We start from the raw sequence: 21,888 nt of genomic DNA, 5'->3' as shown, positions 1-21,888 counted from the left end.
CTCATGTTCCATCACATAAAATCAGCGACTTATTTGCACCCCTGGCCATTTTATTAACCAATTTATTAGGTCAGGCATCGATTCATTAATAAAATAAAGAAAATTACTAAAATGTCGATAAGTATAAAGCATTGAATTGACAGGGGAAGTAAAGTGAAAAGATTAACGAAGGCCAAAGAGCAAAATAACTTAGGAAAGAAAGGAACGAGTTCCTCTTTCAAAAAAGTTAAAGTTAGCGTAATGGCACTGACTCTTATTCATTCATCTATTCCAATGAGCGCATTCGCTTTTAAGAAAAATGGTGAGTCTTGGTCAGAGTTCACGTCTGGTTCAGGTATGAAGACGGTTATTGGTGGTCTAAACATGATTGGGGATATCTCTCAACAAATGTACAACCAAGGACGTCTTTCAAATACAGAGATCCAAGCACTTCAAGCTTTCAACAAGTCAAAGGCCGATGCTCAACAAAAGCTTCAGTCTAGAAGAATGCACCCTGCATTTAATTGTCCTCTTGCACCTGAGCCAATCCTTGCACCAAACGGAGCTTGTAATATTGGTGGGAATCTAAAAATTCCAGAGCAGGCACTAGAGTTTGGACAAAATATTTTAAACGAATATACAAGTTTTCTAAAACCAAGAAACACACCTCCTTACATTGGATCTCAATGTATCGAAGATGGTATGAAGAGTATTCAAGATAACTTTGCTTCAATGACATCTCAGTATGATCGCATGATTGAACAATTCGAAGCAGAGCTTAAGCAAGTAGCAGAAATTCAAAAGAAGAATAGAATCAAAATTAAAGAAATCCATGCCCTACTAAATGGTGGTGGAAATAACGTAAGTCAGGACTTTATTAATACTGACTTTAACAAATTAATGCCTGCTTCATGTGTAGAAGCATATGATGTAAATAAAATCATCAAGAAGCAAGGTGGCCTAGTAGGATTAAAAGATAGAATGAGCAGTGATGATCGTAAAGCAAAGCGCTTTAGAGGAAGCTCTCTTATCACAATGAGAAATCAAATTGAGTCTGATAAGAAGAAAGTTGCTCAAAGACTTGCTACAGGTGGATATGATGAAGCATTAAGAGAAGACCTTTTCAAAGGTACTCAATTTGCTAACCTATTCTCATCTGCAAGAACTTTTGCTGCTCAAAATACAACAGCAAAACTTAAGAAAGTTCAAACAATGCTTTCTAGTCTTGGTGTAAGCGATGCAGACCTTCCAAAATTTGATGATCCAAGTTTTTTAATTAAAGTTGATCGCTTAGCTTCAAAATCAGAAGACTCATACAAAGAAAAATTCATTATCGAATGTATGACAGGTAAAAATGCCGCAGCCTACTCGACTCCAATTAACCAAGCAGTTAACTCATTTGATAACGTTAGACTTGGGAACCAAGGTGATACACTATCATCTTTTAAAAGAGCTGCTTCAAATGCCTTCTCTGATCCGACTTCATTATCTTCTTTAGATAGCGTAGCAAATTCATTTAATAATAATGATATTAGAATCACTGTTTCTAATAGCAGTGGAAAAAGTGTGACAAAAACAGCTAGAGAATACTATAGCGATATTAAAAATGAATGTGTGGCCATCTACAATGGTGACCTTAAGCCAGCTGGTGATGTAGCAAACCTTGAAACATACCGTGCTGAAGCGAAAGCACTTAAGGCAGAAGCTAAAGAACTTCAGTCTCTTACAAAGAGAACACTTGCCTCTGAAGGGAGTGGAAGTATCATGGCCGAAATCGATGAGCTTATTTACAACTGTAATGGAAATGCAGTTGAGCTTAGCAAGTGTGGCCCAGATGTTTACGAAACTTCTAGTAAATCATTTTGTGTAACACAGGCCGCAGCTTGTTCAGACAATGTTAATACATGTGCTACTTTTACAGAAACACTAGTAAACGCAAAAACAGCAGAACTTAAGCAAAAAGCAGACGTCTACAACGCACAAATGCAGCAATACGAAAATAAAGCAAAAGCACTTATGGCGCAAATGCAAGCACATATGCAAAAAGTTTCGGATCATGCATACAAAAATATGTTCCCTAACCTAACACCAGAAATGGCAAGAGCATATGGTATTCCAGCTTCTTCAGGTTTAACTTTTGGAAAACTTCAAGACCTTGATCAAGCAATGGATGAAGCTGAAACGAAAGGTATTCTATTAGAAAAAGATCCTGAAGTCTTTATGCGTGACCTTCTTGCAGGAATGAATGGTAACAGTGCAAGCATGAGAGCAGACCTTAACAAATGGTTTGAGAATCAAAATACTCACCTAGCTTCTCAAGTTGAAAAAATTAACCAGAGCCTTCAAGAAGAAAGAGGAAAATGGCAAGAGTTCGTATCGAACTGTGCCACTGCAATTAACGACAGAAATCAAGCAGCTCAAAAAGCAGCGAAAGAAGGTGCAGAGAAAGCTGCCGAGGCATCACAACAACAGGTTGAGTTCTGTTACAAGTTAAAAGGTCTACAGGACTCTAGTCCAGGACCAGGTTGTACTGGAGACAATAATGCAAGTGATCTTTATTCAGATGCAACTGAGATCGCTTCAATCCTACAGGCCCAAGCAGGTGGACAGTCACCTCTTCAAATGGCAATGAATGGTGGATCATCAAGTACACTAATTTTTGAACAAATCTCTGAGTATAAGAAGTTATGTGCAAGTGCATCAGCGGAAGGAAGTATTCCATCAGATGGAGATTCTAAAGAGTCAACAAATAGTGGTAAATCTCTAGCTCAGCTACAAAGCGCTTGTTCTAATAGTGGACAAAATGATGAGCAACTTATTACATCTCTAACAGACAAGTTAACAGACAACCTATCTGAAGATGAGAGTAAGTATAAAGAAGAGATTCAAAACTTTATCAAAGAAGATACTCAAATGAGTGAAGATGCTCTTAAGGAGATTTCTGATAAGAACCTAATTATCGCTCAACAGATTCAGTCTCTTAAGAATAGAGCATCAGAAATTAGTGGTGATTATGATGGAAAAGGTCTTTGTAAAATGCTCTCTTCTGGGCGTGACCAATACGTTGGTAAACTATGTGACAGCAAGGCCGATACAGCAAAAGAAGAATGTATTACGAGAGAAAGAAAAGACTTTGAAAAAGATAAGTTAGTCGCTTTAGGAGTTGCTTACGAGGCCAAGATTATTACTCAAATTAGCTCTCCAGGACTACAAAGTGAATGGAACCGTATTGGTGAGAAATATAGTGGAACTGCTTGTGCGGCCATCAATGGTTCTCAATACGGTCAAAAAGGATTTATTCCAGGACTTATTGAAAAGATCGATCGTGACCTAGCGTCAGATGGAATGATTCAATAAGACGAAAAGAATAAAAGATTATATTGATTCAAGGGCATGGGAGGCCTAATTGAAATTTGCGGTACGTATAGTTAAAAAAAGAAAAGAAATACTTCATACACTAGGGACTTTAGGGTGTATCAGTATCCTTGCAACTTCATGTGTAGTCGATCAAGCATCTTCATCAAGAGAAGGATCTGGTGGATCAGCATTAAATAATACACAAGACACTGTATCAGCAAATTATGGCCGTATCTTAACGGCCAACCCACTAGTTCTAAGCGATTATGCTGCTGATGAGAATACTGATTTATCAACGCTAATAACTCGCTCACCTGTTTACATTACAAGCAATGAATACTTAACAAAGTCGTGCTCACTTATTGGAGATTGCCTCGAAGTAACTGAAGATGCTGGTGTATCAGCTTTTCAAAATGAATCGAGAAAATGGGCATTTCCTGTTACGACTACAGAGTTCTTACAAATCAATGCTTTCTATCATACAGCAAAAGTAATCGATACTTATCTAGGTGATGTGACAACTTATGTCTACGACCGCTTAAATGAAGTTTCATATGATACTTCAGTACCGACAAACACAGACCTACACAAGGCCTACTGGAATGCTTCTAATAAGGCAAAACTGGTTGTCCACGCAGATGCTAGCCTTAGAAAAAATGCTAGTTTTGATCCTAGTAACTTCCTAATCAAATTAGGTTATATTCCTGGTTATCAAAATATTAAGATGGCCCAAGACCCTTCTGTCATTTATCACGAATTTGGACATGCTATTGTTGATCGTTTAATGAACCACAGAAACAGAGCATTTAACGCTGCCTTTTGTTTAAATACATCAAATCCAATTTGTCTTGAAGAATCTGCATTAGGCTACTTTGGTCACGATGAAGCCTACTCGATAAATGAAGGTATTGCAGATTACTTCTCATACTTCACAAATAATAGAGAACACATGGGTGAATGGGGACTAGGTAAATTTGCAAATGCTTCACGCCCGATCTCAGAAGACGATTCAATGCACATTGCAGGTATTTCAACAGATGAAGACTCAAGACTAAGCTATCCTGAATACTTAGGTTACGACGTTTACAACACAGAAAGCCGTGTTGACGATATTCACGTCGATGGCCAAATCATCAGTCACCTTCTTGTTGCTTTAACAAAGGAACTTAGTACACGTTGTACAGGTAATATTGACGGTGCAAAGAAACTTGTTTTCTACGCACTTGTTGAATCATTAGGAGAATTAGGAGATCTATCAGCACAGGCAAAAGATGGTCTTAGTGGCCAAATCAACCTTGATCAACAATATGCAAAAGAATGGCTTAAGTCAGTAAATCCAATTAACTTCAGACGTTTTTCGCAATCACTTGCTAGAAATGTTTATAATATTACAAATAGCCAATACAACCTATGCACATACCAAAATTTTTCTAAGGACAATTTAGAACAACTATTTGATTCATACGGGCTGCTACTTTTTAGAACTTACAATAATAACTTAAACTCAGTTTCAACGACAAATATTACTGTTAATCCTCTTAATCGTAAAAAGTCAGAGCTTATTAACAAGAATCTACTTATTAAAGACACACGCTCTTCTTACTCATCATTAAGTGTATTTGATATTCGCTCTTCAGTGTATCAAACAATTCAAAATCAAATGGATGTTGGAGAAGTTACAACAGTAGATGCACGATATAATAATGGAAACGGTAAAGTTTCACCTGGAGAGATCGTAGGTCTATTTGTTAGCGTCTATAACAATTCTAGTTCAATCATGGCAGGAACACGAATCCTTGCTTCAGATTGGGCCCATATGCAAGATGGAGTTCCATGCTCAAATCTAAGTGATGGCTACCCTTCTGTTTCACAAGGTGGAAAAGCTTGTGACCCTATAAATGAAACTAATTACAACGACACAGGAAGAATCATGCCTGTTTGTATGCTTACTTATAATGATGGAACAAGTACAAAACTTTTAAACCAACATGAATTCTTAAAGAAAATGAAGTCAGATATTGGACTTCTTGAAAAAGACTGTTTAGGTCAAGGTGAAGACCGCACTCAGAATGACTTAAATAATTGTTTCGTAAAAGCAATTCCAAGCACAAATGTTCAAAACATTCCATTCATGGCACCAAAGTCAAACTGGCAAGAAACAATGCAGGCCGAGCAAGGAGCGCCACTATTTACTGACTCAAATATTATGTTCTTTGAAATCAATAAAAATATACCACTAGGAACAGAAGTATCTTGTCGTCTACGTATGACATTTGCAAATTGTGAAGACTGTTACCATGATCTTAGTAGTTCGAACTATGACGATTTTAAAGACTATGAATTTGCGGGTGAAGAACCTTTTAGTATTTTAAATATTAACTTTACGATTGAGCAATAGACGCAATCAAAAGAAGGCCTCGATGAGAAAGTTTTTAATATTTTGCAGTATTTCGTTAGCAGCATTATTTATTATTTCTTCATATCAAAATGATGCAAAAACGATCTCTAAAGAATACTCACCTACAGACAGTATGAAGAAGACACGCTTTAAAGCGCGCAAGCATCACCACGGCCATAGCGATCACTCACGAAAAATTGCATCGATCCCTTCTACAGCAACGCCAAATACAGAAGTGAGCGAATCAGACTCACTCGCAGAAGTTGCTAAAGAGCTCACAAAAGAAGACATCGCTGTAATTAAGAAAGTTAAAAAGAACCTGCCTATCCTTGCTGATAGTGAATTCGAAATCGTAAAGAGGTTAAAAATAACAGATAAGAGTATTTATATTGTAAATCGTGATGTAAATGGGATGCCGCAATCATTTACAGCAATTATCGATAATAAGACGGGAAGAATCGAAAAGAGTTGGGGGAAGACTCGCTACGAGTCTCCCCTAAGCACAAGACATTATCCTGCTACTACTTACTAATTTGCTTAATCCACTCAGTAGTGTGTCCGTTATTTCCAAGACGACGGGCCGTCTTCTCATAACCGTGACTTTCATTTAGTGAATACTGTCTGAAATTATCAATTGAACAGAAGTGAACAATTTCCTTCACATCAAACTCTCTCGCTGCTTGCTCAAAAAAGTCCATGATTCTGTGAGAAAAACCACTTCCACTATGTTGCATCTTAATCGATGTATTCTTACAAAGAAGTTTGTCACCCTCTTTCTTAACGAAAGCAGCTGCAATAATCTCCTCAGATAACTTTACTGAATAAAGCTGCCAACCATCAGACAACTCTTTCTTAATATCATCTAATGTCCACTTGAAATCTGGACTATCAGAAAATGCCTCAACGTTATAGTCGTAAACGTCTTTTACTTTCTTTTGAGATGTAACTGACTCAAAACTTAGTTCACCTAATTGAATGGCCTTTACCATGATTCCTTCCTAGTAAATAATATTGTAAAAAACTGAGATCTTTCTACAATTATAGCGTAGAGATATAAGCAGCAAGATCTTTAAAGTCTGAGTCGTTCAGACCTTTAATAAATGGTAACATATCTGGGTTCTTTCTTTCACCAGTTTTAAACTGAACAAGTGATGAATAGATATACCAGTCGTATTGTCCAGCAATACGAGGAGCGTTCATCGACTTCTTTCCTTCCCCATTATCCCCGTGGCATGAAATACAACGTGAATATAGAGTCTTACCTTTGGCCGCGCTTTGAGCGTGAGCAGTATTCATTGAAAAAATACCTAGTGTGATAAGTGCAAGGGCCGTTAACTTCATTCTACTTCCTCTTTTATAATATCTAATTTGTTAATTTTCTTTACCGTATAGCTATCTAATATTAACTGCTTATACATCACTGCGCAACTAATTTTATACGCTGAGATTGAAAGCTAAAGTTCAAATACTTAGCGATTCCATCGTAAATAATTTCTTTTAAACTATCGGCCTGTAACTGACGCAAGCCACCAAAAGCTATCCCATCATCTACACAGACCTCATTTTCTTCAATGCTAAATAATTCAATTTGACCTAAATTATAACTCTCCAATGTAGTATTCACATTATCTATAAGTAGGGCCATTTTCTGAATTCGCTCTTGCAAAGACAATTTCTCCCAATTAAGAATCTCAATCTTATTATTCATAAGTGCATTTTCAAAAAATTCTTTTTGAATCTCTTGTAATATTGTTTCAAACCACTTTTTTAAATCCAAAACATTAGGCCAGCTATGCTCACTAGCATTATCTCTTAGAAAACTTTCGGCTTCTCTAAAAGTCATAACAAATAGTGATGCCGGGCCAACTTTTTTTATAATAGTAAGAGCACTATAAAGTAGGGCCTTTTTCTTCAATGCATCCTCTTCATTTGCCATAAAGCTATCATCAAAGAAGTTTGCAGAAATATATTGATTAAATTGTGCAGGATCGAGCTCCCTAAGAAGCTCATGTGCTTTATTTGAAATTGTCATTATCCACCTTTTTGTATGGATCAAATTATCAGCTTTGAATACTTTTGACCATAAATTAAGAGATTATGCTATCATTTAGAAATGACACAAGATTCACAAACAGTAAAAAAGAGATACCACCTAATTGACCTGACCAGAGGTGTTGCCGTCATTTTAATGATTATCTTCCACTTTACTTATGATCTTGATGTCTTTGGTTTTGTGGATGTTGAATTTTTTAGACCAGGGTTTTGGTACTATCTTCCACGCCTTATTGTGACTCTCTTTATGTTTTCAGTAGGTGTCTCAATGTGCATGGCACACCCAGGAAAGATTCACCCACGTCCCTACCTAATTCGCCTCGCAAAGATCGGAATAGCGGCACTAATTATCAGTGTCTCAACATATTTTATGTTTCCAAAAAATTGGATCTATTTTGGAACATTACACTGTATCTTCTTCACAACAATCCTAGTGACTCCTATAAGAAAAAAGCCTTGGCTTAGCGCATCACTTGCATTGGTAATTCTCGTGCTTCAAATGACTCCATATGCCATTCCATTTCCAGAAATGAGTCACGCTTCACTAGATTATATAGCAGTCTTTCCATGGGCCGCAGTCTCGATGCTTGGTATCACCTTCTTTCATCTAAAATGGCATCAAATCGACTATCCTCAATGGAAAATTGTGCGCTTTATTCAGTTCTTAGGTAAGCACTCATTCATCATTTATGTTACTCATCAACTCTTTCTCTACTCAATTGTTTATATTGCGTACATGATCATAAAAAGCGCGCCACTTTTGTAAGGTTTTTGAAAACTTTTTGAAATCCATAGCCTCTCTTTACCAACTATGCTATTTAATTTAGCAAAGGAAAAAGGCTAAAAAGCAATGGTAAGTAACAAGTTCAATTACAAGTACTTTGAGCGTTCGATTGGCTCAATGAAATTCGCAGTTTTTATTATCTCACTATTTTCACTTGCAATGATTGTAGGAACATTCGTTGAAAGTTATTACGGAACAGATTTTGTAGGAAGACTTATCTATAAGACATGGTGGTTTATGGCCATCCAATTCTTCATGGGCCTAAGTATTCTATTTGCGGCATTAATCAGACTTCCAGTTAAAAAGAGACTTTACGGATTCTATACAATTCACGCCGGCCTTATCATTATTGGTATTGGTTCTTTTGTCACATATATCGCAGGTATCGACGGGACAATTCACTTACAACCAATGAGCCCATCGAGGCAAGTTGTTTTAAATGAAGATGTAATTGAGATCACTCGTCCAGATGAGAATACAAGAGCTGTTCTTCCCCTACCTTATAGTGCATTTGATAGTAGTATTGATGTTACATATAAAGAAATTGAAATTAAAGAGTACATTCCATTTGCTGATAAAGTTATGCGTTGGCAGCCGGCCAAAGATAGCGTAAATGACTCTGAGAATATGCATTCATCAAGCTATATCATCTCTAATGATAACGTGGCCCAAGACTTCACTCTAAGTCTTCATCCTGAAGCATTTGATTTTCAAGCCTCTCTAAGCATGGGACTTCTAAGCATCACTTACTTACCAAAGACACTTGCTCCATGCTTTTCTACACCAAGTGATAGTGGATTAATTCTATGGGACTCAAGAACATCTCAATGTTACACAGCTGAAGAGAAAAATATCAAGGTAGAAGAGACAGCAACAAATAAACGATTCTTTGTCATTAAAGATGGAGAAAATGTTTACTCGTTTCTTCCAGACTTAAGCCCATGGGCACTTGATCAAGAATTAAAGCCAGCAATGAATGCTCCAATTAGAGTATTTTCAAAAAATCTTTTTAAAGAAAAACCGAACCTATTCCTTTTTGGGGATTCAGCATCTTTCTTTGATAAGGATGCAGATAAATGGGTAAGCCAAAGTTTTGATGGCCAAGGCCTAATGTCACTTCCTTGGATGGGCTTTACTTTAAAACTTGTACGTAATGAACAAAATCTTGTTCCAACAATGGTTCCACAATCAACTCTTCCTATTCAGCAAAACGGAGGCCTTGTAAAAGGTATTACGAGAGCTGCAAAAATCCAAGTTAGAGACAAGGAATATTGGCTAACAGATGACAAGCCTGTTTCTGTTCTAATCGATGGTGTAAAGACTAATGTTTACTTAACAAAGAGATCGTTTCTTCTACCATTCGAGTTTACGTTAACTCGATTTAAGATGGATAAAGACCCTGGTACTAACCGTCCAGCGAGTTATGAGAGTTTTGTTAACTTATTCACAGACGGAGAGACATCTCCATATCATATCTATATGAATAACCCCCTTAAGTATGATGGCTTCACATTTTACCAGGCTTCTTACTCACAGGACCCAGAAACTGGACAATATAGTTCAACCCTATCAGTTAACCTTGATCAAGGACGCTGGATTAAATACCTAGGCTCAATCCTACTCGTATTAGGCTCTCTATGGCATTACTACTTAAATTATCGCCCAAAGAGAAAAACTAAGGACCTATTAGGTCTTGAAGTAGCAGATAATGGCCAACTAGGAGATAAGAAATGATTAAGATACTACTAAGTTTACTTATTGCAACAAGTACACTTGCAAACGTTAATTTTTGTAATGATGAATTAGGTAAGCTTCCAATTCTTCAAGATGGAAGAATTAAGCCGCTTACTGTACATGCAAAGGAAGTAATTCATCACCTAACAGGAAAGTACAAGGCAAAAGGATACTCATCAGTAGATACATTTTGTCTTCTTAGCTCTAAGGCATTTGGCCTAGAGGCTCCATTTAAGCTTGAGACAAAGATTGAACACAAGAACGCAAAGAAACTTCTTGGCGGCAAGAGTTCAATGGCACTTGATGACTTAATCGATGAAAATGTAACGATTAGAATGGCCTACCAGAAAGAAAAGGTTGAGTCGGGTTACAAGAAGGAGCTTAATAGACTCCTTAACAAGATCGCTCTTTATCAAGATATAACAAGTGGGAACAACTGGCAGTTACCTGTAAAAATGGGTAATGAGATAAGCTGGGAGCCTGTAACAAACTTTCTAACAAAAGAAAAAGTAGACGCTCTAGCGCAAGTATCTTCAACTCCATTTAAAGATGTATTTGCTAAAGCAAAGAAAGACTATATCGAAGTTAAAGGAGAGAAGTATTTAACAGAATTCTTATTCGATAAGCTACAACTAACTAAAATCGCTTTCGCTCTTACTTTAATTGGCTTGGCAGCATTAGTTCTTTTCAAGAAATTTGGTGTAGCTCTTGCTCTATCAACACTTACAATCATTGTTCAAACTGTTTATATCGCATTAAGAGTTTATATTTCAGGACGTGCGCCAATTACAAATATGTATGAAACAGTGATCTTTTCAGGCTATGGTGCTCTACTTCTATCGATGATCATTGGTCACCTGAAAAATGAAAAGACTTACCTATACATGGGACTTGCATACAACCTATGTACACTTATGATGATTACATTTGCGACAAATATGGTTTCACCATCGATTAGTCCACTTGTTCCCGTTCTAAGAGATAACTTCTGGCTAAGCACACACGTTACGACAATTATCATGTCTTATGGTGCCCTTGCTCTTAGTTGGATTCTAGCAAATACAATTCTTTTCAAAAGAGCTTTCACAGACTTTAAAGTTGAAGATGAGACATATTATAACGATCTAATCTATACGACTCTTAAATACGGTATCATCATGCTTGCAGCAGGAATTATCCTTGGTGGTGTATGGGCCGATTACTCTTGGGGACGTTTCTGGGGATGGGATCCAAAAGAGACATGGTCATTAATTGTACTTTGTATCTACATGGCAATCCTTCACGGAAAGTACACAAATTGGATCACAAATAAGAGCTTTTCAGTACTAGTTGCAGCAGCTTTCATGAGTGTAATGATGGCATGGTTTGGAGTTAACTACATCCTAGCAACAGGACTTCACTCTTATGGATTCTCTCAAGGTGGTGCCTACTTCTTAGGAACATTCTTTGCAGTGCAAACGATCTTTTTAATTCTAACAGTCATAAAATCAAATCATAAAGCAGCATAAAAAAAGGGCCTTCTAAGAGGCCCTTTTTTATTACATAAATGGATTGATATATTGAGATCTAATTTCTTGAAGCATAAATTGGTCATCATTCATTTCGAAGTATCCAATTAGCGCTCCTTCAGTGATTTGTTGCTGCTTATAGTATGACTTAATAAAACCATCAACATTATCCTTAATAATTGCAGGAAGTGGTACAAAACTTAGGCCAAGGCTAGCAAGAGTAAGTACACTTCTAAGTCTCTTTACACGATTAGGACGATCAAACGAGTAAGCAATCGCTGGAGACTTATCAAATGTATGATTACCGTCGAATAAGTTAACGATAACTCTTTCGCCATCTAGTGTTACCTCTTGGAAACCATAGTTAATTCTTTCGCCAACCTCTGAATACTTTGACTTATAAGATCTAAATCGATTTGTAGCTGTTCTAAATTGAGAATAAAAGCTTGCTGTTCCATATCTTGACCAGTTTAACTTAGCACTATTTGACTCCCAAAATGCAATCCAATCAATTCTTGATTCATAGATAGAAGAATAAATAAGATCAGCTTCTTCCTTAGATAGACCAAGCTCCACAGGAGTTGCAAATTCAAGATAATGTAATAGAAGGTTTTGGTGATAAAAGCGTCTTGTTCTAAAAAGCTTTTCCGTCTCTGTAATTACATAAAAAGCTGTATTTAGAGCTGGAACAGTTGATAAACGCTTACGCGCTTGATTTAGCGCCCAATTTACAATCTTATAAGTTACATTTTTACGATAAAAGAAAGTTGCATTATCAGGCTTAGCAATTATTGTTGGATCAATATAATAGAAAGCATCTTTAATCTTTGAACCAAACTCTTCAATTAAGTTATTAAAGTTTTCATCAGCAAAAATTGCATTGAAGTCAACACCTTCAAATGCACGCATAGATGTAACAACTCTTTTTACATTTTTTTGAGTTTGAAAATCATTTCCTAAAAAGCTGTGACCAGTTTCAAATAGACCTTCAACTTCTGCTTCATAATTTCCAGTTAAACCACTTTGCGACATCAGGGCCTGTTCATTTAGGATTGAGTTTTTAATATACTCAACGTAATCCTTGAATTTGAATTGTGTACGAATAGTACGGTCTCTTACAGCAATAAGCTTTCCAGAGTCATCTCTTTCAAAAGAGAATCTATTATTGAATTTCTCATTTACTGTATCTGAATTTAGCGCAAGAACATTGCTCGATACTAATAGCATCAATGCTAGCATTAGATTTCTCATTATCTTCCTCCATGAAAATATCCTTTCATTTTAATGGCAGTTGGAAAATAAATCACAAGATGTAAGAAAAGAAGAGAATGTTTAGCAACTTAGTTGAACAAACTACTCAGACTACTGTCCTGATTTTTTAGTGATAGCAGCATCAAGATCATTTAAAAGATCCATATTCTCAGGGGCCGTATTCTTAAGCTTTTCTTCCTTAAGAGCTTGCTCCTGCGCTTCAGCCTCGGCCGCGGTCTCTTCTTCAGTTAGACCGGCCTTTCTTTGTTCTTCTAAGAATCGAGCATTGGCCTCTTGCATTTCAAGTGCTTCTTTTTCTCGGATCTCTTTCTTATGTTGAGTGTAGATATCATTTACAAATTGTCGAAGACGCATCTTTTCTTTTTCGCCAATGGCGTGTATCAGCCCCTTATATTTGTAAGTATTGCCGTCCTTGATAAAAACATTACCATCTTGAGGAATGATTTTTACTGCAAAATTAAAAGGATGAGTTAGATAGTAATTCCCTAGAACAAGTTCTTGATCTAAAGAAAAGAAACATATTGATTCAGAAATTTCAATTAACTTAGCGTCTCTTATAATTAGAGCATGACTTAAAGGTGACTTTTTACTAATGAAGTATTTAGGTGGATCAAAGTATGACTTATTCAATTTAGCATACTTAATTGGATCTTTCTTTCTTAATGCTGCAATTTTAGTATTAAGCTCTTGTTCTTCTTTAACAAGGCGTCTTTCTTCTAACTGATGTACCATTTGAGATAGAACATTCATACCAATCATTGTTGGATTTACGAGAGCAAATTGATAATTAAATCTTTCTTGAAAGGCCTTTGAATCATATCGATCACAATTTATGACGATAAAATAAGGATTGTTATCACTTAATTTTTTAATATTGCTAATCGCATCTTTAAGAATCTCGTCTTGCCTCTTGTGGAACTCTTCAAGATTTTGAGCAACATTGGCCATCTGCTCTACATCTTGATTATCCTTAGCATCCTCCATCTCAACATCTGAAATAAAATCAGGATAACAATAGACAATTATATCTGGATTTAAACGGCCCACATAAGTATAGTCCTGATCAAATTTTTCATTGATACGGAAAACAAAATCATAAGTATCGATTAACTTTTCACTTTGCTTGAAATAATGTAATTGAGGATCGACCATAAATAGCTTTGTACGCTTTTGTGACCCATATGAAGAGTTATCATTAACCCAAGACTTAAACGTTTTACCAATCTTTAGTTTTTTATTAAGCTCATCTTCTGATAAATCTTCTACATTAAAACTAAAGCTTCCATCTTCACGCTTTGCAGGATCGACGAATAAATACTCTAACTCTGACCAGCCATTTGCTCCATAATAGATATTATCAAACCCGTGCTTGCGAGCAATGAAGTAATTTGTCGCCATTAAATTCTTTTCTAAAGAATGCTCGACTTCAACAAGCTTACCTTCTTGTGCGATATTATTACTTTCAATGTGCATTGTGCTTAGTCCGTAAAAACCAACACGAGCAATCTCTTTTAATTTAATAGGTGCTGTTAATTTAGCTAAAGCAAACTCTGAAGAAACAGCTTCTGAAGGATAGCGAAGCTTATAAGGGTGGTGTACAACATCGTGAACTTCAATCCCCTTAACAAATACGAAGTCAAAATGAATTGATATTAATTTTTTAACTTCATCTAAATTACTAACAATAGCAACGACAGGTATCGATCTAAAAAAATGAATTCTTTTAAGAATCATTCCTAAATTATGTCCAAAAACTTCTTCTTTCTTTATGTCGATATAGATAATTGAAGGGGCCAACTCAAAGAGATCATAAATACAAAGATTGATATTTTTCTCATTATAAGAAAAATGATGAAAACTCTTTTCTTCATCAGGATAAGTCTTGGCGTAAACTTTCTTTAGGTCATCCCAATAACCAAGATCCTGTCCTAGATAAGCAATCTTTTTTGACACAAATTAGCTCCAGCAAATTAATCTTATCTACATGATATCATGTTTTAAAAAAGAGTACACAACATATTGGTTTTACAGGGATTATAAGCTTGACACAAAATCTAAACTTCAAAGTCATCATAATTTTGACCATAATACTCGTCATATTCTTTCGTAAAGAATCTTCTGACAAAATATTGGCCAACTCTGATAGTAGAAATGAATCCAAAGTTTTCAAGCTTAAGAATTGATTGATGAATTTCCTCTAAAGATATTTGAAGCCTTTCAACTATTTCAGACAGAGACATTAGTTGAGAGATTCCATGTTCACGATATGGATTTGTTTTCGCCCAAACACGACGATAGAGATACATTAAAACAACGATTTCAACTCTTGTTAAACGATAGTTAACAAGAATCTCATCAAAAAATATTTCAGGGATATCAGAAAACGTAGGAATAGGATAAGAGTTCGTATCGATCTTACTTGAATCAACTTCTTTATTTTTATGAGTTGCAATTATTGAATGTATGTCAACCATAACTCCCCCAAGAAGGATTTTCCTTCTTTTATTATGACATGAAATTCCTGTAGAAATCTAGTGCATTATTTATTTAGGAGGTTTTTGCCTAGCTCACTTTTGGCCAAAGAGCTGATTGCCTTATTTCTAGCATCTTTCGAACGATGTTCACTTAAATAACTTCTTATCTTTGTAAACAAGTCGTAGTTTTCTAGTCTACTATCATCATCTAAACGACAAATAGAGTTGATAAAATCGATTCGAGATTCGATGCTATCACATTTAGAAAGCTCTTCTTTAGCAGTGATAAAGCTTAAAATTTTCTTGTATTGGTTTTTCTTAATAGCAAAGAAAGAGTAAAGTTCTTCACTAAAGCCTGCATAGTTATACAAAACAACTTCCTCAATCGAGTGTAGATCATTTACAAGATAATGATTCTCTAACAAAGGAAGATCCTTTAGAGCAATTGGTAGTTTTATATTAAAACGTTTTATTAATTTCACTAGTGTTTCAACAAAAAGCTGACAATTAATGCACTTTGATGATTCATATTTTAGATAATGAAGAGTAACTTTTCTCAAATCAAACTTTCGATAATTATCATCTTCAATAATTTCAAATCCTGTATTGATACTAAAGCGAATTGTTCTAAGAAGCCTTACAGGATCATTAAAGAAATCGGAATCAATATAATTGATCACCTTATTTTCAATATCTTTAATGCCTTCAAATGGATCTATGGTGTTCAACTGAATTTCGTCATTAACGATATTAAACTCAACACCAATGGCATTTAGCCTAAGATCTCTTCGTTTAAATGAATCAGCATAGCTTAAATTACTAGAGAAAAATGGAGTAAAGTTTTTATGACCTATATCTTCATTAAATACTTCAAGACGAGCAGACGAGAATTCGATTTCGGCCTCACCGAGATTGATACGAAAAACTCCCATTCCAATATACTTGGCCTCAGGAAAGCTTTCAGTTAGAAATTGAATCCAACTCTCCCCTTCGTAGCGATCAAGATGTCTGATTTCAAAATCAAAGTCTGTAGATTTCTTACCAAGATACCAGTCCCTAACATTTCCACCGACAAGACAAAGCCTAAAGCCTTTTTCCCAACTCTTTCTAATGAAAAGTTGTATCGAGTTTGGAATATTAGAGAGGTCATATTTCTTCATAGCAGAGTCTAAAGAAATGGATTTACCTCTTTAGTAAGCATTTCAATTGTCTTTCTAATACGTACTAGCTCTGTCGATTCCTTATGATAGACAATGTAGAAACGGTCATTAGAAACTTCAAATGCTTTGCCTAAAGTTTCGATTTCATCACTATAGTACCAACGTTTTAAAACGTGATTAGGAACAACAGCGATACCAAGGCCACTCTTTACGGCCTGTAGCATATTTCCATGTGAGTTAATTGAGTAGCGAACATTTACCTTTTTAGGCTTCTTCCCATACTTTGCAACACACCAGTTATAGTAAAGACGATCACCTTGCTCAAAAAGAACTGTAGGCATCTTAGTGAGCTCATCAAGAGAAGTTTGCTCAGTTATATTAAAAGGATTCCCTTTCGGATAAACAAGAGTCACGGCCTCTTCACTTAATAGTAGCTTCTCACCGGCCTTCGGTAGTGCTCCTTCAGGAAGCACTAAAAAGTCGATTTTATTTTCTTCAAAACTTTTAATTAGGTCTTCTTGGAAACCTAAAGAAATATGAATTGAAAGGTCTTTCTCTTGCTCAGCAAATGTTAGAAGCTCGTTAGCAAGCCAGGATTTACCAACACCGGTAAGTGTCCCAATACGAATCTTTCCCTTCATTTCATCTTTATTATCTTTAATCTGGACAAGAGTCTCATCCATATCATTTAAAAAGTTAGTCGCAAGCTCATAGAGCTTCTCACCTTCTTGAGTTAGAACAACTTTCTTACCAGTCCTCTTGAAGGCCTTAACGCCTATTTTAGTCTCTAAATTCTTAACTGATTGAGAGATAGCAGATTGAGTCACATTGAGATCCTCAGCTGCACGAGAGAAGCTTTCAGCACGGGCCACGGCCACGAGAGTTTGTAATTGGCTTGTTTCTAACATAATTTCAACCTTATCTTAAGTATAAGTTATACCTTATACCAAAAATGAACATTTGTAAATAAGAACTCTGTCAAATAATTGTAAATTAGAAGAAAAACGTTACTCCAAAAGAATGATTTGTAATAACCGGAGTAAGCAGGTTCATGAAAGATATTTGAAAGTCCTTATCTTTGTAAAGACTAAAATTTACTTCCGCACCTACGATTGGAACAAAGTAGAAGTCACCAATATTAGCAAAGTATGCACCCTCGCTAAAATCGAAACCATTTTCATCGAAGTGATAAAACCCTACAGTTCCATTGATCTCTACATATCTATTGCGGTAGAAGTTATAGCTTTGGGTTACTCCCCAAATTGGCTCACAGTACGAATTCTCACCAACAAGTAGTCCAGTGGACCAGTCATGGGCATAGTTGAATCGTACTGAGTGCAATTCATTAAAAATTACTCCACTACCTTCTGATAACTCATTACATAGTGGTCTTGCATTAGGCCCTGTTGGCTTTTGAATATGCGGTGTAATGCCTCCATAAATATATGTAAGATTCATTGCGTATGCATTAGTTGCGACCAAGAATAGAGCGATAATAAGTTTCTTCACATGGATATATAAAGCAATGCTAGTGCCAATTTATTATAAGGCATTCAATCACTTAGGCCGTCTAAAAAATGAACACTATCGCAAAAGAGTCAATAATATAAACGCTTTTATAAAATGACATTAAATTTGAAATGAGTTCTGTCTTATTACTTAACACGCTAGAAATTTCTACATCAAACAAAGAATAGAAACTATTCCACTGTATATTTATCAAATGATAAAAATAAAAAAACTATTCATCACATCACTAACACTCCTATCAACAACAATTTATGCAAATGATTGCCAAGAGATACGTCTTGATAAAGGAGAGAATGCTCCTTTTAAAGACCTCCCTATACACGACCAAATGTATGGGAAGAAGACAGACTCTCAAATGTGTTATGCATTTGCTGGCTCACAATTTATTGATGCTGTTATTCAAAATGATATGAAAGCAAAAGGGCATATAACTTCCCCTATCACGACAGCTTTACAAACAAAGCTATCACCAACAAGAGACAATGGTAGTAGCGTTAATCTCCTTTCGAATATATCAAGAGGGGCCGGTCGCTCAGGCCTTGGTGTCGGACAAATTAATATTCTCTTTAAACAGATGAAGCAAGGATATAGCTGTGATCAAAACTTTCTTACGTCAATTGGAATCAAAGACCCTAATACTTTTTGGGAGCCGTTTGTTTACGAATTCTATGCAAATAAATCAATTGAAGAAAAAGTTTCTACTTTAAAAAACGAACTAAAACTTCGTGGTGTAGCAGATGAATTCTTTAATATTGTTGAAGATGAAACGTTGGCCCAGGCCGTTTCGAAAAAAGGTTTTTACTTAAGAGAACAACTTGTTTTTGAAAAACTATGTGAAGGCCACAAGATAAACTTAAATCTGCCAGAGCTTGAATACCATGACTACTCTCCAAGTGACATTGGTTTTCATGAAACTGATGAAGAATTCAAACAGCGATTTCAAGTTGATGAAATTAACCAAAACGCTATCCAAAACATAAGTGATAGTCTTGAATCAGGAAACAACTTACCAGTTATCGTCGATATCTGTGCAGAAGTTTTAACAGAAAAAAACAAAAGTTTTAAACGCTCTCTTCCTGCTATGAATGGAAGTTGTAGCAATCACTCTGTCCTTGTTATTGGACAACGTAAGGCCCAAGATAACTCATGCCAATACCTTGTTAGAAATAGCTGGGGTGATTATCGTAAATATGATCAGGCCTGGGAAGTTGATGAGAAGGGACAGATCTGGGTTGATGCTAAAACACTTTCGAGTAGTATCCTAAAAGTAATTCACGCAAGATAAAAAAAGGGCCGTATAAATACGGCCCTTCGAATATAAATCAATATTTTTAAATATCGGCTTAATCTTCGTTCGCAAGTTTCTCTTTACGTTCTTTCATAACTGTCTCTTGGATGTTTGAAGGACAGTCTACGTAACGAGCAAATTCCATCGTGTATGATGCTTTACCTTGAGACATAGATCTTAGGTCATTTGAGTAACCAAACATTTCTGAAAGTGGTACTTCAGCATTGATGATAACTTCTCCACCTGGATCAGTTTCTGAACCTTGGATCATCCCTCTTCTTGAAGAAAGGTCACCAATTACAGAACCTTGGAATTCATCTGGAGTTGTAACTTCAACTTTCATAACTGGTTCCATAAGAACTGGTTGTGCTTTGTTGATAGCTTGTCTCATCGCTTGTCTTGCAGCAATACGGAATGCCATATCTGAAGAGTCAACGTCGTGTGACTTACCGTCTCTTAAGAATACTTCACAGTTAATAACTGGGAATGCAGCAAGAGGACCTTTATCCATAACGTCTTGGAAACCTTTTTCACAGGCACCGATGAATTCGTTAGGAATCGAACCACCTTTAATTTCGTTATTGAATTTAAATACTTGATCTTCTTTATCCTTGTCTTCGTCAGCAAGTGGCTTAAGTAGACCAACAACTTGACCGAATTGACCAGAACCACCTGTTTGCTTCTTGTGAGTATAATCAAAAGTAGCTTCAGTTCTAATTGTTTCACGGTAGTTAACTTGAGGAGCACCAACTTGTACTTCTGCACCGAATTCACGCTTTAATCTTTCTACGTAAATTTCAAGGTGTAGCTCACCCATACCAGCGATACGTGTCTCACCTGATTCTTCGTCAGTGTAAACGTGGAATGTCGGGTCTTCTTTAATGAATTTAGCAAGACCTTTAGACATCTTCGCTTGCTCGTTCTTATCCTTACAAGAAATCGAAAGCTCGATAACTGGGATTGGAACGTGGATACCTTCAAGAGAAAGGTTTAAGTTATCGTCGTTACCTACGAATGTATCCCCTGATGCACAGTCGATACCTACGATAGCGATGATATCACCTGCGTGAGCAGTATCGATATTTTCTCTATCGTTAGAGTTCATACGAACCATACGTCCGATACGTACTTTCTTACCAGTTCTTGTATTATAAACAGTATCACCTTTATTTAGTGTACCTCTATAGATTCTTGTATAAGTCAGCTGACCGAATTGCTCATCAGTGATCTTGAATGCCATAGCAAGTAGGTCACCAGCTGGATCAGGGATGATCTCAACTTTAGTATCAGTATCAGCATCTTGTGCAGTTGGAAGTGCACAAGTAAGTGGTGAAGGAAGGTATCTTGCAACAGCTTCTAGAAGTGCTTGTACACCTTTATTCTTGAATGCTGAACCCATATATACTGGAGTTAACTGAAGTGATTGAACACCTTTCTTAATACATAGGTGAAGTTGTTCTTCTGTTGGCTCATTACCTTCTAGGTATGCTTCCATAACATCATCATCGTACTCAGCTACAGCGTCGATCATCTCAGCTCTTAGCTCTTCCATTTGATCTACTAGATCAGCTGGACATTCTTCGATTCTAACGTTTTCACCGTTATCACCATCAAAGTACATTGCTTGTTTAGTAATTAGATCAACAACACCTGTGAACTGATCTTCTGCTCCAATAGGGATTTGCATAAGAACAGCATTATGGTTTAGTTTTTCCTTAAGAGCGTCACGTCCATTAAATGGGTTTGCTCCCATACGGTCCATCTTATTTAAGAAGGCCATTCTTGGAACGTTATATCTTTTCATCTGTCTATCTACAGTGATTGACTGAGACTGAACACCTGAAACAGAACAAAGAACTAGAATCGCACCATCAAGAACACGTAGTGATCTTTCAACCTCAACAGTGAAATCAACGTGACCCGGAGTATCGATTAGGTTGATACGAGTATCTTTTTCAATACCGTCAGCAAAAGTTGTCCCTTTACCGCTAATACCTTTCCAGTGTGCTGTCGTAGCAGCAGATGTAATTGTAATCCCTTTTTCCTTCTCTAGTTCCATGTGGTCCATAGTTGCACCAGCTCCACCACCACGAACATCTTCGATTTTGTGGATCATGTCACAATAAAAAAGGATACGCTCTGAAAGAGTAGTCTTACCAGAGTCGATGTGCGCCGAAATACCGATGTTTCTCGTTTTCGCCATCAGCTTGTTGTTAATCATTCTTAACTCCGTTTTGAGGTTGTTAATATTTAATTGAGTCCAAATAAAAATGGATGACCAAATTTATAAAGTAACGTTCATAAGATAAAATAATCAGTGTTGCATATTAGAGAAAAAACCCATTCAAGTCA

Annotated in this window: 17 protein-coding genes; 7 read left to right on the top strand and 10 right to left on the bottom strand. The window is 36.3% G+C overall.

The window, feature by feature from the left end:
* The first annotated feature begins 153 nt into the window (after positions 1 to 153).
* From ACMAYX_RS00835 to ACMAYX_RS00825, 3 genes are read left to right on the top strand one after another with little or no spacing between them, the layout of a single operon-like run.
* Positions 154 to 3,336, top strand: coding sequence for a hypothetical protein (locus ACMAYX_RS00835; protein ID WP_412469480.1), 3,183 nt, complete (start codon positions 154 to 156; stop codon positions 3,334 to 3,336).
* Positions 3,337 to 3,385: 49 nt separating this feature from the next.
* A complete protein-coding gene (locus ACMAYX_RS00830) occupies positions 3,386 to 5,734 on the top strand; it encodes a hypothetical protein (protein WP_412462541.1) in 2,349 nt (782 codons plus the stop codon).
* 22 nt (positions 5,735 to 5,756) lie between these two features.
* Positions 5,757 to 6,266: a hypothetical protein gene (locus tag ACMAYX_RS00825; RefSeq protein WP_103217099.1), complete on the top strand. Its 510-nt coding sequence runs from the start codon at positions 5,757 to 5,759 to the stop codon at positions 6,264 to 6,266.
* Here ACMAYX_RS00825 and ACMAYX_RS00820 read toward each other — a convergent pair.
* The 3 genes from ACMAYX_RS00820 to ACMAYX_RS00810 all read right to left on the bottom strand — a co-directional run bounded on the left by ACMAYX_RS00820 (position 6,256) and on the right by ACMAYX_RS00810 (position 7,766).
* Complete coding sequence (locus ACMAYX_RS00820; protein WP_103217098.1) at positions 6,256 to 6,723, bottom strand: hypothetical protein; 468 nt, start codon at positions 6,721 to 6,723, stop codon at positions 6,256 to 6,258. The genes ACMAYX_RS00825 and ACMAYX_RS00820 overlap by 11 nt on opposite strands.
* Positions 6,724 to 6,772: 49 nt before the next feature.
* Complete coding sequence (locus ACMAYX_RS00815; protein WP_021267353.1) at positions 6,773 to 7,075, bottom strand: c-type cytochrome; 303 nt, start codon at positions 7,073 to 7,075, stop codon at positions 6,773 to 6,775.
* Positions 7,076 to 7,151: 76 nt separating this feature from the next.
* A complete protein-coding gene (locus ACMAYX_RS00810; protein ID WP_103217097.1) occupies positions 7,152 to 7,766 on the bottom strand; it encodes a hypothetical protein in 615 nt (204 codons plus the stop codon).
* 81 nt (positions 7,767 to 7,847) lie between these two features.
* On the opposite strand from ACMAYX_RS00810, the gene ACMAYX_RS00805 reads away from it, so the two are divergent.
* The 3 genes from ACMAYX_RS00805 to ACMAYX_RS00795 all read left to right on the top strand — a co-directional run bounded on the left by ACMAYX_RS00805 (position 7,848) and on the right by ACMAYX_RS00795 (position 11,812).
* Entirely contained in the window at positions 7,848 to 8,552 is a 705-nt protein-coding gene (locus tag ACMAYX_RS00805) for a heparan-alpha-glucosaminide N-acetyltransferase (RefSeq protein WP_412471388.1), read from the top strand.
* A 135-nt stretch (positions 8,553 to 8,687) separates the two neighbouring features.
* The gene (locus ACMAYX_RS00800; RefSeq protein WP_412469477.1) at positions 8,688 to 10,304 is read left to right on the top strand and encodes a cytochrome c biogenesis protein ResB; all 1,617 of its coding nucleotides are present in this window, start codon (positions 8,688 to 8,690) and stop codon (positions 10,302 to 10,304) included.
* The gene (locus ACMAYX_RS00795) at positions 10,301 to 11,812 is read left to right on the top strand and encodes a cytochrome c biogenesis protein (protein ID WP_412471387.1); all 1,512 of its coding nucleotides are present in this window, start codon (positions 10,301 to 10,303) and stop codon (positions 11,810 to 11,812) included. The genes ACMAYX_RS00800 and ACMAYX_RS00795 overlap by 4 nt, the downstream gene beginning before the upstream one ends.
* Before the next feature lie 30 nt (positions 11,813 to 11,842).
* On the opposite strand, the gene ACMAYX_RS00790 is transcribed toward ACMAYX_RS00795, so the two are convergent.
* The 6 genes from ACMAYX_RS00790 to ACMAYX_RS00765 all read right to left on the bottom strand — a co-directional run bounded on the left by ACMAYX_RS00790 (position 11,843) and on the right by ACMAYX_RS00765 (position 18,227).
* Positions 11,843 to 13,063 (bottom strand): hypothetical protein, encoded by a 1,221-nt coding sequence (locus ACMAYX_RS00790; protein ID WP_103217093.1) that lies wholly within the window; start codon positions 13,061 to 13,063, stop codon positions 11,843 to 11,845.
* 111 nt (positions 13,064 to 13,174) lie between these two features.
* A complete protein-coding gene (locus ACMAYX_RS00785) occupies positions 13,175 to 15,037 on the bottom strand; it encodes a hypothetical protein (RefSeq protein ID WP_412471386.1) in 1,863 nt (620 codons plus the stop codon).
* 101 nt (positions 15,038 to 15,138) lie between these two features.
* Entirely contained in the window at positions 15,139 to 15,558 is a 420-nt protein-coding gene (locus ACMAYX_RS00780; protein ID WP_103217091.1) for a hypothetical protein, read from the bottom strand.
* Positions 15,559 to 15,623: 65 nt separating this feature from the next.
* The gene (locus ACMAYX_RS00775; RefSeq protein WP_412471385.1) at positions 15,624 to 16,718 is read right to left on the bottom strand and encodes a hypothetical protein; all 1,095 of its coding nucleotides are present in this window, start codon (positions 16,716 to 16,718) and stop codon (positions 15,624 to 15,626) included.
* An 8-nt stretch (positions 16,719 to 16,726) separates the two neighbouring features.
* Positions 16,727 to 17,626 carry a LysR family transcriptional regulator gene (locus ACMAYX_RS00770; protein ID WP_103217089.1) on the bottom strand — a complete coding sequence of 300 codons (900 nt, stop codon included), beginning with the start codon at positions 17,624 to 17,626 and terminating at the stop codon, positions 16,727 to 16,729.
* A gap of 85 nt (positions 17,627 to 17,711) precedes the next feature.
* Positions 17,712 to 18,227, bottom strand: coding sequence for a hypothetical protein (locus ACMAYX_RS00765; RefSeq protein ID WP_146037784.1), 516 nt, complete (start codon positions 18,225 to 18,227; stop codon positions 17,712 to 17,714).
* A 214-nt stretch (positions 18,228 to 18,441) separates the two neighbouring features.
* Between ACMAYX_RS00765 and ACMAYX_RS00760 the strand changes: the two genes are divergently transcribed.
* Complete coding sequence (locus tag ACMAYX_RS00760) at positions 18,442 to 19,533, top strand: hypothetical protein (protein ID WP_103217087.1); 1,092 nt, start codon at positions 18,442 to 18,444, stop codon at positions 19,531 to 19,533.
* 58 nt (positions 19,534 to 19,591) lie between these two features.
* Here the strand turns inward: ACMAYX_RS00760 and fusA are convergent, their stop codons facing one another.
* Positions 19,592 to 21,757 carry an elongation factor G gene (gene fusA, locus ACMAYX_RS00755; RefSeq protein WP_103217086.1) on the bottom strand — a complete coding sequence of 722 codons (2,166 nt, stop codon included), beginning with the start codon at positions 21,755 to 21,757 and terminating at the stop codon, positions 19,592 to 19,594.
* Between the last annotated feature and the right edge of the window lie 131 nt (positions 21,758 to 21,888).

Origin of the sequence: Halobacteriovorax sp. RT-2-3, from assembly GCF_047085075.1 — a bacterium.
Taxonomy (GTDB): Bacteria; Bdellovibrionota; Bacteriovoracia; order Bacteriovoracales; family Bacteriovoracaceae; genus Halobacteriovorax_A.
Note: the sequence above shows the minus strand (reverse complement) of the source record. Positions and strands in the feature narration are given on the sequence as shown.